General features: G+C 38.1%; 11 protein-coding genes. 5 read left to right on the plus strand and 6 right to left on the minus strand.

Translation table 11 applies throughout. The features are described 5' to 3' along the window. The first annotated feature begins 203 nt into the window (after nt 1–203). From PNIG_RS18155 to PNIG_RS18165, 3 genes are all read left to right on the plus strand, one after another. Complete coding sequence (locus PNIG_RS18155) at nt 204–1,670, plus strand: methyl-accepting chemotaxis protein (RefSeq protein WP_089369183.1); 1,467 nt, start codon at nt 204–206, stop codon at nt 1,668–1,670. Beyond that, nucleotides 1,654–2,175, plus strand: a complete 522-nt coding sequence (locus PNIG_RS18160) for a DUF6436 domain-containing protein (RefSeq protein WP_011329908.1) — start codon at nt 1,654–1,656, stop codon at nt 2,173–2,175. The genes PNIG_RS18155 and PNIG_RS18160 overlap by 17 nt, the downstream gene beginning before the upstream one ends. A 90-nt stretch (nt 2,176–2,265) precedes the next feature. Next, entirely contained in the window at nt 2,266–4,443 is a 2,178-nt protein-coding gene (locus PNIG_RS18165; RefSeq protein WP_089369184.1) for a TonB-dependent siderophore receptor, read from the plus strand. 78 nt (nt 4,444–4,521) lie between these two features. Here the strand turns inward: PNIG_RS18165 and PNIG_RS18170 are convergent, their stop codons facing one another. Next, on the minus strand, nt 4,522–5,079 hold the full coding sequence (locus PNIG_RS18170; RefSeq protein WP_086994541.1) for a TMEM165/GDT1 family protein: 558 nt from the start codon (nt 5,077–5,079) through the stop codon (nt 4,522–4,524). A 570-nt stretch (nt 5,080–5,649) separates the two neighbouring features. Between PNIG_RS18170 and PNIG_RS18175 the strand changes: the two genes are divergently transcribed. Continuing rightward, entirely contained in the window at nt 5,650–5,844 is a 195-nt protein-coding gene (locus tag PNIG_RS18175; RefSeq protein WP_011329912.1) for a (2Fe-2S)-binding protein, read from the plus strand. Between the two features lie 80 nt (nt 5,845–5,924). On the opposite strand, the gene bfr (PNIG_RS18180) is transcribed toward PNIG_RS18175, so the two are convergent. The 5 genes from bfr (PNIG_RS18180) to PNIG_RS18200 form a co-directional block, all read right to left on the minus strand. Beyond that, complete coding sequence (gene bfr / locus PNIG_RS18180; protein WP_011329913.1) at nt 5,925–6,389, minus strand: bacterioferritin; 465 nt, start codon at nt 6,387–6,389, stop codon at nt 5,925–5,927. Nucleotides 6,390–6,403: 14 nt separating this feature from the next. Continuing rightward, entirely contained in the window at nt 6,404–6,874 is a 471-nt protein-coding gene (bfr, locus tag PNIG_RS18185; RefSeq protein ID WP_011329914.1) for a bacterioferritin, read from the minus strand. 253 nt (nt 6,875–7,127) lie between these two features. Continuing rightward, nucleotides 7,128–9,263: a TonB-dependent receptor gene (locus PNIG_RS18190; RefSeq protein ID WP_089369185.1), complete on the minus strand. Its 2,136-nt coding sequence runs from the start codon at nt 9,261–9,263 to the stop codon at nt 7,128–7,130. Nucleotides 9,264–9,335: 72 nt separating this feature from the next. Beyond that, a complete protein-coding gene (locus PNIG_RS18195; protein WP_089369330.1) occupies nt 9,336–10,406 on the minus strand; it encodes a PepSY-associated TM helix domain-containing protein in 1,071 nt (356 codons plus the stop codon). A gap of 92 nt (nt 10,407–10,498) precedes the next feature. After that, nucleotides 10,499–11,362, minus strand: coding sequence for a cation diffusion facilitator family transporter (locus PNIG_RS18200; protein WP_089369186.1), 864 nt, complete (start codon nt 11,360–11,362; stop codon nt 10,499–10,501). A gap of 253 nt (nt 11,363–11,615) precedes the next feature. Here PNIG_RS18200 and PNIG_RS18205 point away from each other — a divergent pair, with 253 nt between their 5' ends. Continuing rightward, on the plus strand, nt 11,616–16,373 hold the full coding sequence (locus PNIG_RS18205) for a PAS domain-containing protein (RefSeq protein WP_089369187.1): 4,758 nt from the start codon (nt 11,616–11,618) through the stop codon (nt 16,371–16,373). Nucleotide 16,374 lies beyond the last annotated feature (1 nt).

Raw genomic sequence — 16,374 nt, forward strand, 5'->3', positions numbered from 1 at the left:
ACATAAACTTATTAGCTTGTTGGGTAAATAACAATTCAATTAGGTCAATATATTTAAATAATGTAATTAACTCGTCTACTTTGTTAAGTTAAGTGTAATATTTCAGCATTTTTTTGCTTGTTAGGGGTAACCGATGAACTTTTTTAAACTTTAATACGTATTACCTCGCTTAATTTTATTAAAAAACTTAATTTAAGGCTACTATGTCTAGTGTTGCGCGTTTATTTACGGTTATTTTTAGCCTTTTATTTATAGAATCAATAGGAGTTGGTTTATATTTTGGCACATTGAGCGAGGCCTTTATTGTTGGCTTACCGCTTTGCTTATTACCAATTTGGTTATTAAAAACCCAACCTAATAATGCTTTAACGCCCCACGTTGTCGCTGCAGCCATTATGATGTTTTCTTTTTTACATATTCAACAAACCTATGGTTTGATTGAAGTGCATTTTGAAATATTTATTTTAATGGCGGTGTTAATTATGTTTGTGCAATGGCGTGTTTTTATAACTGCTATTGTGTTTGTTGCTGTACATCACTTATCGTTTTATTACCTACAAACTCAAAACACAGGTTTTTACGTGTTTGATCCAGATAGGCTTGCCTTTACAACAGTGCTAATACACGCAGGTTATGCCATTGTTGAAGTGTTTGTTGCAGGCTATATTGCTAAAACATTGCAGCGCGAACGTAGTGCTGGGCTATCGTTAAGCTCAGCGACAGAGCAAATAATGCAAGACCCTAATCATATTAAACTTTCTTTACGTGCTGATGATCAAAAAAGCCAAGCGGTAGCCGGCTTTAATACCTTATTAGAGTATTTGTCAGATGTAATTAAACAAGTAAAAACTCAATCAGAGTCATTAAAGGTAAGCTCACAAGAGCTGATCCAAGTGCACGACGAGTTAACCGAAGGTGCAGATCAGCGCACCCAACAAACCGACGATATTGCAAGTTCTGGTGCGCAAGTTGCTCATGGCTTTAAACTTGTTGAGCAAGAAAGTGAAGTATTAAAACACCAAGTAGATAATATTACTCAAGCTGCGACCAATGCCTTGCAAGAAGTGTCACAAACAGACAGTAAAAGCAGAGAGCTATTAACACTACTTAATCATACGGAAGAGCAAATAAATCATCTTGTTGGCGCAGGCGACGTAATATCGGGTTTACTTAATGAAATATCGGGAATAGCAGATCAAACTAACTTACTGGCTTTAAATGCCGCAATTGAAGCCGCTAGAGCCGGAGAGCATGGTCGTGGCTTTGCTGTTGTCGCATCAGAAGTGCGCTCACTTGCTACTAATAGCCAAGCAACTACGGCTAAAATAGCCGCTACCTTAAAAGACTTGGTTAGCAATAGCCGCACATCTACTCAGTCTATGAGCCAATGTGTTGATTTTGTAGTCGACTTAACAAAAATAAGCACCACGATGAAAGAAAACATTTCATCTATGAGTGAACAAATTAAAGCGGTATCAAGCAGTACTAGCTCAGTGGCTCAAGTAGTTGCCGAGCAAGCGGGTAATACGGCGCAAATAGCACTAAGCACAGACAAAATGCGCCAAAACCAATACCAAGACACAAAAATAGTTAAGCAGTTAACAGCTAAAGTACAGTTAATTGACGTAAGTATTGATGTATTAGAGCAAAGTATTGCAAAATTTAAGTAAGTCGAATTACTTTATTGTAGGGGTTGTTGCCGCGTGGTTTATACTGGTTGTGACTGGGCTGGTGTACTTTCAGCTTGGGCAACTAAAGCCGTTTGATGAATCGCAAATGCTAAAGCAACAAAATTGGTTTGAGCAATTTAAACAACAGTTAGTGGTTAGTAATACCGTGGCATCGCTTGTTATTATTACAGAGCAAAATTGCGGTTGTACTAAGCAAGCACAAGCGCACATTACGACGTTGCAAGCATTTGCAAAAAGTAAAGGACTTGCCGTGCAAGAGTTGCAACTTACACAACAACTTAAGCAAGCCATTCCAGCAACCCCTGCTGCTGTAATTATTGATAAAAATGGGGACTTTGTTTATGCCGGGCCGCTATCCGAAGGACTAGCGTGCTCGCAAGGAAGCGGTTTTGTAGAAACTGTAATTAGTAACTTAACAGCTGGGTTTAATTCACAGTTATTAATTGCTGACACTAAAGGCTGCTATTGCGTTACGAGTACATAGGCAAAGCTTTTATTTATATAGAATAATCAATTGCAAATGAGAGTGGTTAGCATTAACATGCGTTCACTGTATTATTGTTAGTTATCTCTCATGAAATTTACTCTTTTATCTATCGCAATCTCATCAATTATATTTAATTCTGCCAGTGTATTTGCCGCCGAAGAAGCTGAACAATCAACAACAGCACCGCCCTCAACAATACCGCTCAATAGCGCAACGGCTCAGAATAATATTGAAAAAATAGAAGTAGTAGGCCGTGCTTTTTCGTTATATAGGCCAACCGAGTCAGCATTTGGTACCCGTACAGATACCCCCTTAGAAAAAATACCTCAATCGATTCAAATATTACCGCAAGCGTTAATTAGTGACCAAGCAGCACGTCAAATTACTGATTTATATAGTAACATTGCAGGCGTTAATGGCTTTAGCTATTCGGGCGTAACATTTAGAGGCTTTCGTCAAGACGAAATTTTATACGATGGTGTAAAAGGTGACCCTTTTAATGGTTTTGCCGTACCGCAGTTATTTAATATTGAGCAAGTAGCAGTGCTTAAAGGCCCAAGTGGCGCGGTTTATGGTAGTGGTAATCCAGGTGGCATTATTAACTACATGACTAAAAAACCACAATATATTGCTAAAACTACAGTAGAACTAGAGCTTGGCAATGATGACTTTTTTAGTGGTGCTTTTGAATCTACAGGCAGTGTAAACAACGAGCAAACACAAGCCTACAGAGTGGGCGTGTATAAAGAAAGCCAAAATCCGTTTAGGTATAACACCGGCGAAGACAACACCATTATCGATTTAGGTTATCGCTTTGACTTTGATAATGCGTCAAATTTAGTGCTGCAATACACTAATATAGATCAAGACTTAGCAGGAGCCCGTTTACGTGGCGTACCTGTAGATGATAACGGCGACTTTATTGCTAATCGTGAGTGGAACCATAACGAAGCAAGCGATTATCAAAAAGTGTCAGCTGATGTGTATCAGGCAACCTATAAAAATGAGTTAAATGATATATTTAGTACAGATGTAACAGCGCGTTACTTTACTAATACCGAACAGCAAAACTATCACGAACCGCGGGGCTTGTTAGATACCGATAATGACGGTGTAGTTGATTGGAGTGAACGTGAATTTAGAGATCAAGCGCGCGAAAACCAAGGTTTGAGTTTAACTGCTAGTTTAATAGCACAAACAACGATTGCGAATATGGAGCATGTGTTTTTAGTAGGCGCAGATTATTATGCTGCTAAATTTGATGCTATATACCGCACCGCCAAACAAGCAAGTAAAGGCGGACCAGTACCTGGACTATCGTTAATCAATCCGCAATATGGTTTAACATCGGGCGCCGATTACGACTTACAAAGTATAACCCCACGATTTGTTAGTACTGAATCTAAAAGGCTCGGGGTTTATTTGCAAGATCAACTAGATATTACCGAAAAGTGGAATATAACAGCGGGGCTACGCTACGATCACTTTGAAGATACTGATCAGATCAGCAATACAGAGTTTTCAGATAGTGATGTTACGGTGCGTATTGGCACCAGTTATAATATTAACGATACGTTTTTTCCATATGCGCTTTATGGTACAGGCTTTTTGCCGCAAGATGCGGCAAGCCAATCTGAGTTAGTAGGTGGGCCATTCTCCCCAGAAAATAGCTATATTACAGAGTTAGGCTTGCGCACTAAATTATTTGATGACTCCTTGGCGATTAATATCGCGACCTATCAAATTGTGCGTAAAAATATTTTGCAAACAAGCTTACTACAAAATGATTCGGGTATTGACCAGCTAGAATCGCTAGGTGAAGTGCAAAGCGATGGCTTTGAGCTAGAGGTGGTTGGCGACATAACCGATAGCTGGGTAGTAACGGCCAGTTACGCGTATAACGATACCCGTATAAACGAGCAAAGCGAAGGCTTTTCAGCGCAAGCTGCTGGTTCTGATAAGTTTGCCAATGCCCCCCAAAATACTGCCGGAGTATGGACTCGCTATGACCTACCCAGCATTAACTCATCTATTGCTGCTGGCCTTGATTATGTTGATCAGCAAGTAAGTTTAGATGGCACCCATGTAAAGCCCTATACTATTTACAATATGGCCTGGAAAACTCAGTTAGAAAACTGGACGTGGCAAGTATCAATTAAAAATGTGTTTGATAAAGAGTACGCATCAAGCGGCTTTATAAATCGCACTGGGCATTTTCCGGGTGAGCCAAGACGTGTTTACTTATCGGCTAAATATCAGTTTTAATACTTAAGCTGATGTGAAATTAAAAGCCCTCGTTTATGGATAATGAGCAGAGGGCTTTTAATAATAAAAGTATTGAGCCTAAATAGTTGCTATGCCATATAGCCCTAACAGCACAAAAACACTGGCTGCAATAATTCGTACTTTATTTAAAGGAATGCGTTTTAGTAGCGCATTACCTGCATAAATAACCGGTACGTTGGCAATTAACATGCCCACAGTTGTACCAATAGTAACCCACAATACTGATTGATATTGTGCGCCAAGTAGCACAGTGGCTATTTGTGTTTTATCGCCAATTTCAGCAATAAAAAACAATACAAAAGCGACTAAAAATGCGCCATAGCGATCGTATTTATGGCTCACGGCTTCATCTTTATCAGGGATCAGCAGCCAAAGGCCAACCACAATAAAACTAATATTCACAACCCAAGGTAGGTACTCAATAGCAAAATTACCACTAAGCCAATCTCCAAACCAAGCAGATAAGCCATGATTAATAATAGTTGCGACTAATACACCTAAAATGAGTGCAATTTTATTATGAAAACGAGCAGCGAGCAGTAACGATAAAAGCTGAGTTTTATCGCCTATTTCCGCAAGGGCAACAGTGACGGTTGAGGTTAAAAATATTTCCATTACAACTACTTACAGGCGGGAGCACTAAACCAAGGCAAATAGCTATCTCCCGCCTTGAGGATAGTTATCTACCTAGGTCTCGCCGATAATGCTTGCTACAACATTACAAACTTACCACGCACGTGAGGTGCAATTATGTTGATAAGTTTACTTGTCACACCAATAATATTAAAGCGTGGTTATTGTAGCGATATACAAGGCTATAATTACTCACTTTTCCAACACGATTGATATTACTAAGCGGGCTACTCCCCTAAGAGACGCGCATTATCCCACAAACCTTTTAGATAGTAAATCTTGAACCATAGATTAAGCGCTATAAGTAATTAAAACGAATAGCTTAAGCGTACAGGTGCTCAGTGGTTGTTTTAAAAATTGAATACAGGGCCTCAACGGACATACAATTTTGGAACATATACTTTTTTAAACAGTCGCTGATTATTTTAACCTGTGTAGCACTGCTTAAAATAAGATCAAAAAAAAACATAATTAACTGCAAAAGTGTTTGATAACCATTACCATTTAGATTAGTATGCACCTACTAAATGTAATTGAGAGTGGTTTGTATTCATGTATATTTGTCTATGTCACGGTGTGACCGATAAAAAAATTGAACAAACAATTGACGATGGTGCAACAACCATGCGTGAGTTAACTAAAGAGCTTAAAGTGGGCAGCCAATGCGGTAAGTGTTGTGGTTGTACTAAAAAGATCCTTAATCGTAAGCTTATTCAAATTGCCGATATAACGGATCAAGTGGCTTAATTTAGTTAAAAATTACATTACAAAATTTAGATATAAAAAAAGCAGCTTTAAGCTGCTTTTTTTATGCGTGTTAATTACTATTACAGCTGCGACTGTAGGTAGTTTTCTAAGCCGGTATTTTCAATCAGTAATTGCTGAGTTTCTAACCAATCAATTTGCTCTTCTTGTTCATTTAAAATGTGATCAAGGGCTTCACGAGTAATATAATCTTTTTTACTTTCAGCCAGTTTAACTGCGCTACGTAACTCATCAATTGTATCAAGTTCAAAGCTCATATTGGCAGCAATCATTTCTTCGCTGTTTTCACCAATACGTAAACGGCCTAGGTCTTGAAGATTTGGTAAGCCTTCTAAAAACAAAATACGTTCAATTAAACGATCCGCGTTTTTCATTTTTTGAATTGATACTTTGTAGTCTGCTTTATCTAATTTACTAAAGCCAAAATCTTTAAACATACGTGCGTGTAAAAAGTATTGGTTAATACCAACAAGCTCGTTAGCGAGTACTTTATTTAGTGCTGCAATAACGTCTTTATCGCCTTTCATACTATATACTCCTACTAAGCCATTTGTGCTTGATGATAATTTTGCGTTCCAATCTTATCAATTAAACCAAGTTGCTGTTCTAACCAGTAAACATGATCTTCTTCGGTATCAAATAATAGTTTTTCTAAAATGGCACGAGATTGATAGTCTTGTTGTTCTTCGCATATTGCGATTACGTCTTTTACGCTAGCTACTACTTCAAGCTCAAGTGTTAAGTCGTTTTGCATCATGCTTTTAACATCGGTGCCAATTAATAAATCACGACGTTTAGTCATGTTAGGCACACCTTCTAAAAATAGAATGCGTTTTATTAACCAGTCACAATGATCTTTCTCTTCTTCCATTTCGTGGTTAAGGCGCTCATAAAGTTTAGCTAATCCCCAGTCATCGTACATGCGCGAATGAATAAAATACTGGTCAATTGCTGCTAATTCGTTGGCTAGCAATGTATTAAATGCGTCGATTACTTTTTGATTACCTTTCATGATAGATCACCTTAACAAGTTCAATTGCGACCAGTGTAGTGCAAACTGCAGCTATTGCAAGTTTTTTCTATAAAAATCATAATGTTACTATTGGTTTTGATTCTTATTTAAGTTTGCGTTATTACTTGGTTTGTAAGCAGTTTTTAATTTTTATAATAGGTATTGTTAATTGAGCGAGATGAGAGTTAATACACATATTTTAATATAATTTAAAAAGGCATGCTTAACATGCCTTTAAAGTTACTTAAATCAGTTAGAATTGATATTTAGCACCGAGAGTTGCCGTAGTGCCTAGCCCTTTAATATTGTAGCCACCATAAGTATATGATTGCGCACGAGCAGGGTAGTAGTCGCTGTTAAATAAATTTTCGACCCCAAAATAGCTGCTCCATTGTGGAGTAATTTGATATTGACCACTCAAATTAACTATATCGTAACTACTTACAGGACCTTGATCGCCAACGTATTGGCCTTGTTCGTTTTTATCAAAGCGCTTTCTATCGCCAACGTATAAATAGCTAAATGTAAGAGCTATGTCGTCGCTGGCCTGCCACGCTAAATTGGCTGTCGCTTTTGGTGGGCTAATTTGTTTAGCACCTAAGTATTCATCGGCTTGGGTATCTTTACCTTCAACGTAGCTATATGTGGCAACTAATTTAAGTTGTGGGGTAATGGCATAATTTACTAAGCCTTCAAAGCCCCATATTTTTTGCGGCGCGCGTATTGGCTCATAAACGCCTGTTACATCGTTAAATTTATTGCTGGTTCCTAGCTCAGACGTGCTTTTATATGCTGCTAGTTCAAAGCGCAGGTCATCAAATTGTGAGGTGAAACCTACTTCGTAGTTATCTATAATTGATGCTTGTGTTTGAATAAGCGCTATATCGTTTACAGTAGCTGCGCGCAATAGTATGCCTATGTCTGATATATCAGAGCCCTGCGAGTAACTAAAAAATGGGCTAAAGGCAGGGCTTAAATTATATTTAATGCCAGCATTGTAAGTTGTTGCATCGTAATTTATGGTATCGCCGCGCACACTAAGTGGTACTGAACATTGCGTAGCGGTTCTGCATAGCTTTAATGTTTGATAGTCGGCTACCGTTAAATCTATGCTTTCTTTTCTTACACCGGCTTTTAAAATAATATCGTCGTTAATTACCCACTTTGTTTGTAAAAAACCAGCAACACTATCCATGTCCATTTCAGGAACCCATATACGGCCATCAACTAAAGGTTGTGAGGTTTTATCGTTTAGGGCATCAATACCATATATTAAGGTGGTTGTTAGATTATCAAAGTCAAATTGGCTATTAAATGTGGCTCTTGCGCCTAGTTTATCTGACTTTATAACAGATTGACCACCGCTATAACCATCATCAAGATTGGCTAAATTAGTTGAAAAGAAAAATACATTTTCTATATTTTGCTTGTACAGATCTAAGGTCATTTGGGTGTTATCGAATAAGGCGTAATCTAGGTATTTAAGAGTAATATTTACATTGCCTTCGGGGCCTTGCGGTTTACCTTGTTTTTGCAGCTCTTTGGGTACGTGAATCGCATAGGTTTTTTCACCTATGTTACCGTCGCCAGTAACATCCCCTAAATCAGTTTTTTGCTGTGAGCTATAAAAGTTATAACTAAACTCTAGTTGCTTATCATCATCAAAATCGTAGCTTAGTTTAGTAAAGTAGTTTTGTGTTTCTGAGTCTGACAAACCATATTGCAAGCCTAAAATATCACCCTCTGAATCACGTTGTACACCGTTTTGCTCGTAACTGGCGCTTATTAAATAGCTAAACTTATCTAAGCCACCATTTACAGCTGCCGATATTCTTGCACCGGCACTTTCATCAAGCTTAACAGCACTAAAGCGGCTAGAAATACTAATTTCGCCCTCAGGCTGGCCGTCACTTTTCGCTTGTTTTGTTATGTAGTTAATTATGCCGCCAGCAGCGCCATTACCATAAATAGAGGTTGCTCCTTTAATAACCTCTATGCGTGCAATGGCACTGGCATCTAGCGTTTTTATGCCCAATGAACCGTTACGCAGTGGAGTTGACTGTGGTACGCCGTCAATCATAACTAAAGGTGCGCGACCACGCAGTGTTTGGCCTGAGTTACTGGAGCTGCCGGTGCTAGGAGCCAATCCTGGTACCATTTGTGCGAGTAAGCTGCTTAGTTCTGGGTTTACTTTTAAGTGTTGTTGAATTTGCTGCTGATTTATAACAGTAATTGAAGCAGGAACTTCATCAATACTTTCAAATATACGACTACCCGACACAATAACGTGTTCTAACTGATCAGCAGAATATTTGTTTTTACTATTTTCATCGGCAATTGCGCAAGCACTAACAGCGACGCTAAGTAAGCAAAGTGAGGTTTTTAACATGGTAACTCAGATAAATAATTAATTTTGGTAATGATAACTATTAACAATAGCAGTCACAAGTGTTAATGATAATTATTTTCGATTGCGTCTTTTTAACCAAAAGTAAACACCCGTTACAATAAAAAAGCTCAGTGATAGGGTTATTAGTAGCCATAAAAACTGTACAACTGGCCCAGCAAAATTACCAATATGAAAGGCATATTTAAAGTTCCATGCTTGCGTGGTGAAATTGGTGCTATTTGCATCGAACGAGTTGACTACTTTTGCAGTATAAGGATTGACCCATACCCAGCTATAGGCATGGCTTTCTCCTGGGTTTTGTATTCTTAAAGCAATCGCGTCATCCGCTTTTTTAGGTAGGTATACCCTATATGGCTCACCTTTAGGAAATATGGCTTGAGCATTATTAATTGCTAAATTGTATTGTAATTCGGTTTTTTTAAGTACAGGTATTTTGGGAGGCGCAGGTCTGTTTGTTACTTTATTTTGTGTTACCAATTCTAAAACAGACTGCGTTTGCGTTTTCCAATTAAACGCCATACCCGTAAAGGCAATCAGTATTAATGGCACAAAAAAGTAAACTCCCAACACAGTATGCAGCTGATACAGCAGTACTCTTAGTTTTGCTTTAGGTTTTATAGCTAAACGTTTTATCCGGTTTTTAGGTTTTACCCATAAATAAAAGCCTATTAATACGTTTATTAACAGCAGTAATGCACATACCGACATCCAATTTTTAAATGGTTTATTACCGTCACTGCTCTCAAATAATAACCAGCGATGCAAAGCAAGCGTAAAACCATAAATTGTATCTGTACTTTGGTAAGTATAAATAACATTGCTGGTGTAGGGGTTTACGCTCGCGTAGTGATTATTAGCTAATCTAAACTGCCATGCCATAGTAGGGTTTTGTTCAGGCATTAAAAAAACAGTTTTTTGTTGGGTTTGAGTTTGCACACTATTTATTAAAGTGTCGAAATTTAGCGGTTTTTCTGCAGGCGTTACTAGCCATTTTTCGGGCTGGGTAAGGTGTTGTAGATCTTTTGCGTAAATTAACACCGCTCCGCTGAGGCTCACTATTAATAAAAACAACCCGCTGAGTAGGGCAAGTGTTAAATGAATTTTACGTAACCAAAGTTTCAAAAACGGCATCTCAATTGTGAGCTAAGAACCCTAATTGTAAATGATAATGAGAGCAGTTTTCAATTGAAAGTTTGTTTATAAAGCTATTTTTATTATAAATTATTGTGCTTTTCTATTATGCAGTTTTCAATATTAAAATTATGCTGTAAAAAGTGTTTAACGGCTGCTAAATCAAGTGAGTTATGAGCGTTAATCAGCAGTTCGCAATGACTGGTTTTATCATCTAATTGCCATACTTTTATAGCTATTACTTGCTCTATATTAAAGTTTTTGGTGAGAGCGCATGTAACAGCTTGGGTATCAAAGTTATTAGGCGCAGCTTGCATTAAAATGCGACAGCTTTGTTTAAGCAGTAACACGCCATGGTAAATAACATAAAAAGAAATTAAAATTGTCGCAATTAAATCAACTATATACCACTGGTACAAAATAATTAAAGTACCTGCAACAATAACCACAACAGACGCCATCGCATCAGATACATTATGAATAAAAGCAGCTCTTATATTCATACTGCTATTTGCGCCAGCTCGGTAAGTTAAAAGTGCAGTGATTAAATCTATTAGCAGGGCAAATGCAGCCACCCACACTATGATCCAACCATCAATTGGCTGCGGGTTTAAATAACTGCTCATAGCTTCAAAAATTAAATACACACCTATCAGTATTAATGTACTGCTATTGAACAAAGTAGCTAAAATTTCGGCGCGCTTGTAGCCAAAGTGATGTGTGTTATCGGCAGGTTTGTTACCAATTTTACGCGCAACAAGGGCAATAAATATAGCGGCTGCATCACTAAGATTATGCAGTGCGTCTGCCATGAGTGACAAACTGCCAGAAAATATTCCGCCAATAACTTGCGCAACAGTAAGCAGAACATTAATGGCAACAGCTAGCGCGAGTTGCTTGTTACTTTGGCTGTCGTCTACATGGCTGTGTGCATGGTCATGACCCATAATATCCCCAAGTAACTACTTATATTAAGATTGTTATATCACGAGCAGCTAAAAACAGCTACACGGGGCTTGATGAAACTTAGCTAACTCATTGTGTATACTTAGGCGTATATCTAGTTAAAATCCAGGTAGCAGTACTGTTTGTAAAACACATAAAAATTCATGGGCTTATTAGCGCAAAACTTGCGTCTTAGGCTTTTTAATGCATTAATACATAGTATTAAAATGGGTAAAATTACTAGGTAATTCAGGTATGAATAAAGGTTTGAGCTTCACAAAGCTAGCAGGTAAAGGACAGTCTGTACAAAGTAAGCTAACTATAGCCTTTGTAGTTATTGCATTAATACCTTTGTGTTTGTTTTCTTGGCTGAGCTTTAAGCGAATAAATAATACATCAGAACAACACGCCCAAACTGAATTACAACAGGTAACAAATATTGCTCAGCAGTTTAGTCGCTTTTGGCTGGCTGATTATATTAAAGATTTTAAGTTACTTAAAAACCAGTTAACGACTAACTCTGTGCAACAACAAAGTGCAATAACTGAGTTTGTTAACGTATACGAATTTGTAAATAATGTAGAGCTAATAGATAGCGCAGCTTTGCTTGCTACACCTACATCTTCTTTTATTAGCAAAATAGCTCCTCAATCGTTAACTAATATCCATACTAGCTTGAGTGAGCATGCAACGCCTTCATTTCAATCATTTTTAATTGAAAAACAACCACATTTTATTATTGCGCTTGGTATATATAATACGGAGCAACAATTAAGCCGTATTCTTTTAGCCGATATAAACCCCCAGTGGCTAATGAATCAATTAAATGCAATGTATACTAAAAACAGCGAGCTTAGTTTTAGTTTATTGCCAAGTAATAGTTTGCCTTTATTAAACCAACAGCCATCAACAGAGCAAACATTATTAAATAAAACACAATTAATGCAAAAAACGTTTACCTATAACAACGAAAATAATGATGTAATGTATGGCTTTGTTAGTCAGCTGAATTTTTTGGGTGATCAAAGCTGGCTGCTATTAGTGTCTAAGCCGAATGTTCAGGGGCTAACAAATACTTATTCTATTAAGTATTTTGCTTTGGCAACACTGCTTATGTTGTTGGCTGTTTTAGCGTGCTCTTGGTGGTTTGGTCGAGTATTGTTTCATCCATTAAGGCGCTTAACAGCCCTTGTTGATAAAATTACCAAGGGGAAAAGCACCCAAGTACCTATTTTACCCGACAGCCAAGAGTTTAATTTGTTATCGAGTAAGCTGTGTAAATTGGCCGAAAATAAACAGCAACAACTAACAGAGTTTTATAAACAAGGGACTGAACTACAGGTTGTGCTAAGGCACTTAGCAGAGCAAAAAAGTGCACTTGATGAGCACACGATTGTGGCTGCAACAGATTTAAAAGGCACTATCACTTTTGTTAATAAAAAGTTTTGTGAAATAAGTGGTTATGACGAACACGAGTTAATAGGTAAAAACCACCGTATTCTTAATTCGGGCACTCACCCAAAACAGTTTTTTAAAGAAATGTACCAAACCCTAAAACAGGGAAAAGTATGGCATGGGAAAATATGTAATAAAGCCAAGCAAGGTAATTTATATTGGGTAGATACCACCATAGCGCCATTTTTAGATGAAAATGCTAAGCCACAAAGCTATATAGCCATTCGAACAGATTTAACCGCATTAAAGTTACAAGAAATAGAGCTAGAAGAGCATAAAGCACAACTACAGTTGGTAATAGATACTACCGCTGTGGGAATTTGGGATTGGTACATTGACACAGGTAAAGTCACTTTTAATCACCGTTGGGCTGAAATAATTGGCTATACCTTAGATGAGTTAGGCCCAGCAGTAATAGGCACTTGGTATAAGTATGCCCACCCAGACGATTTAATCGTTTCGGAGCAAAAATTAAACGCTCATTTTTCTGGTGAAACAGACTATTACGTTAATGAAGCACGTATGAAACATAAACAAGGTCATTGGGTATGGATACTAGACACTGCAAAAGTGGTTGAATGGAATGATGATGGCTCACCAAAGCGGATGATAGGTACCCATTTGGATATTACAGAACAAAAAGCAACAGAGCTAGAATTACAAAATAGTCGTGACCAATTTGCCTCGTTAGTAGGCAATATTCCAGGCATTATTTACCGCTGTAAGTACGATAAAGTGTGGACTATGCTTTATATGAGTAAGCAAACTAAAGAGCTTACGGGTTATGACGCTGAGGCAATATTAGAGAATAAGCAGTTAAGTTATTTAGAAATAATTTACTCGGACGATCGTGACGATATTGAAAAAACGATTATTAAGTGCATTGACGAGCACACGCCTTGGTCTGTTGAATACCGGATCATAACGCAAGGTAATGAAGTACGTTGGGTAAATGAAAAAGGCCAAGCCATTTATGACACTGACGGAAACGTATTATATTTAGATGGTTTTATACTCGATATTACAGAGCGTTATCAGGCGCAATTAAAAATAACACGTCAGCAAAGCCTGCTTGAATCTATGAGTAAACAGGGGCAAATAGGTGCGTGGGAAATAGACTTAAAAGCGCAAACGCTTTATTGGTCAGACGAAGTACGCGCAATTCACGAAGTGCCACAGAGTTACTCTCCAGATATAGCCACCGCAATAAATCATTATAAAGAAGGCTATCACAGAGATAAAATTAATGCCCTTTTTGAAAGTGCAATAAGTAGTGGGAAAAGCTGGAATATTGAGCTTATTATTGTTACTTACACTGGCCAAGAACGTTGGGTTAAGTCAATAGGGCAAAGTGAGTTTGAAAACGGCCAGTGCATTCGTGTTTTTGGCTCTTTTCAAAGTATTGATGCGCATAAGCGACTTGAACTCGAAAGCGAAAAAGCCAATCGTTATAACAAAAGCTTAGCCATGCTTACTGTTGCACCTGAAGTGCAAAGCAGTGATGTGGCAGAGGTAAAAAAATTAGCCGTTAAGTCTATGTGTGAAGTGCTTGATGTACAGCGCGCTTCTATTTGGATTTTTAACGAACAACGCGATTTAATGATTTGCCATAGTTTAAATATACAAGGGCAAGGTGTTGATTGCTGTAATGCACAGCTCAGTGCAGAGGATTACCCTGCCTACTACGAAGCTATTTATAAACAAAACTTAATAGCTATTGACGATGTTTATAATCATCCCGCTACCGTTGATTTTATTGAGCATTATGCAAAACCTAATAATATAAAATCTATGCTAGATGCCGTTATTACAACCGGTGACGGAAATTTAGGTATTTTATGCGCAGAAACCGTTGGGGAGTTTCGCCAATGGACGCAAAGTGAAGAAACCTACTTACGCTCTTTAGCAACTTTAGTAGGCAGTACCTTAGTGTCACAACGCCGTAAACAAACCGCTGAGGAATTAAAAATAGCTTTGGTTTTGGCAAAAGAAGCCGGTGTAGCAAAAAGTCAGTTTTTAGCAACTATGAGCCATGAAATACGTACGCCAATGAATGGTGTTTTAGGCATGCTTGAGCTTATTCAGTTAGAGCAACTGCCCAAGCCTATTGAAACTAAAGTAGCAATTGCTAAAACCAGTGCGCAATCATTACTGGGTGTAATAAACGACATTTTAGATTTTTCAAAAGTAGAAGCAGGTAAAATTGAGCTAGAGAGTATTAATTTTAATGCCCGCGATTTAATTGGGGAAGTAGCCGCTGGGCAAGCATTAACAGCTCAAAATAAAGGCATAGAAATAATTTTAGATTTGGTTGCCTTAGAGCCATCGCAGTTAAGTGGCGATCCAGGGAGAATACGCCAAGTATTAACTAATTTATTAAGTAATGCCGTTAAGTTTACAAACGAAGGCGAAGTGGTGGTTAGCGCATCTATTGAGCGTATTGAGGCCCAGCTAATGCTGCAAGTTAGCGTAAAAGATTCTGGTATTGGCATTAGCAAAGAAAAACAACAACAGTTATTTGCACCCTTTATGCAAGTAGATGCGTCTACTACTCGAGAATATGGAGGCACTGGCCTTGGTCTTGCTATTAGTAAGCAGTTATGTGAACTAATGGGAGGCGCTATTGCAATTAAAAGTAATGCTGGCCAAGGGAGTGAGTTTATCGTCACCATGGAGGTGCTAAAGGGCGATCAACAAGAGCGCTATATGCCAAAGGCTAATATTAATGGGTTAAGTATATTGGTAGTTGATGATAACGAAACAAATCGTTTGGTTATTTCAGAGCAGCTCAAGCACTGGGGAGCTAATGTTGAGCTGGCAAATAATGCCGAACATGCGCTGCTAATTTGTGAAAATAGAGTTAAAAACAATCAGGGCATGTATGACATAGCTGTATTAGACATGCAAATGCCCGGCATGGATGGCATAGAGTTATGTAAAGTATTAAAAGCGCATGCAGATTACAAACATATGCCATTAGTAATGATGACCAGTATTGCAGGCTTAGAGGGGGCTCAGCGCTATTCTGACGCAGGCTTTCAGGCTTACTTTCCAAAGCCAGTAACAACCGCCGATTTAATTTCTGCGCTTTCGGTTATTACTAATAGCGAGCAGCACGAAGCACTGCCATTGGTAACATCTGGGTATATTTCATCGTTGCGCAAAGCCAAAACCATTGAGCCTGCTAAAATATTATTGGTTGAAGATAATCCAATAAACCAGCAAGTATCTACTTTAATGCTTAAAAAGCTCAATTGCGAAACAGTCTTAGCCGAAAATGGTCAACGTGCTTTAGAGGAACTTGCAAAACATGAAGCAGGTTACTTTCAAGTTGTACTAATGGATTGCCAAATGCCGGTTATGGATGGTTATGATGCCACTATTGCAATACGTAAAGGTGAGGCTGGCGAGCAGCATAAAGCAATTAAAATTATAGCATTAACAGCCAATGCCATGGATTCAGACAAAGAGCGGTGTATTGCAGCTGGCATGAATGATTATTTAAGCAAGCCAATTGAACTTGATATTTTAAAAGATAAATTAGAGCAATATTTTTAAG

The organism is Pseudoalteromonas nigrifaciens (assembly GCF_002221505.1).
Taxonomy (GTDB): Bacteria; Pseudomonadota; Gammaproteobacteria; order Enterobacterales; family Alteromonadaceae; genus Pseudoalteromonas; species Pseudoalteromonas nigrifaciens.

Bases quoted from the DNA above. Each gene is read 5' to 3' on its own strand.
- PNIG_RS18155 (WP_089369183.1), top strand. From the start codon at position 204: ATGTCTAGTGTTGCGCGTTTATTTACGGTTATTTTTAGCCTTTTATTT.
- PNIG_RS18165 (WP_089369184.1), top strand. From the start codon at position 2,266: ATGAAATTTACTCTTTTATCTATCGCAATCTCATCAATTATATTTAAT.
- PNIG_RS18170 (WP_086994541.1), bottom strand. From the start codon at position 5,079: ATGGAAATATTTTTAACCTCAACCGTCACTGTTGCCCTTGCGGAAATA.
- PNIG_RS18175 (WP_011329912.1), top strand. From the start codon at position 5,650: ATGTATATTTGTCTATGTCACGGTGTGACCGATAAAAAAATTGAACAA.
- bfr (WP_011329913.1), bottom strand. From the start codon at position 6,389: ATGAAAGGCGATAAAGACGTTATTGCAGCACTAAATAAAGTACTCGCT.
- bfr (WP_011329914.1), bottom strand. From the start codon at position 6,874: ATGAAAGGTAATCAAAAAGTAATCGACGCATTTAATACATTGCTAGCC.
- PNIG_RS18190 (WP_089369185.1), bottom strand. From the start codon at position 9,263: ATGTTAAAAACCTCACTTTGCTTACTTAGCGTCGCTGTTAGTGCTTGC.
- PNIG_RS18200 (WP_089369186.1), bottom strand. From the start codon at position 11,362: ATGGGTCATGACCATGCACACAGCCATGTAGACGACAGCCAAAGTAAC.
- PNIG_RS18205 (WP_089369187.1), top strand. From the start codon at position 11,616: ATGAATAAAGGTTTGAGCTTCACAAAGCTAGCAGGTAAAGGACAGTCT.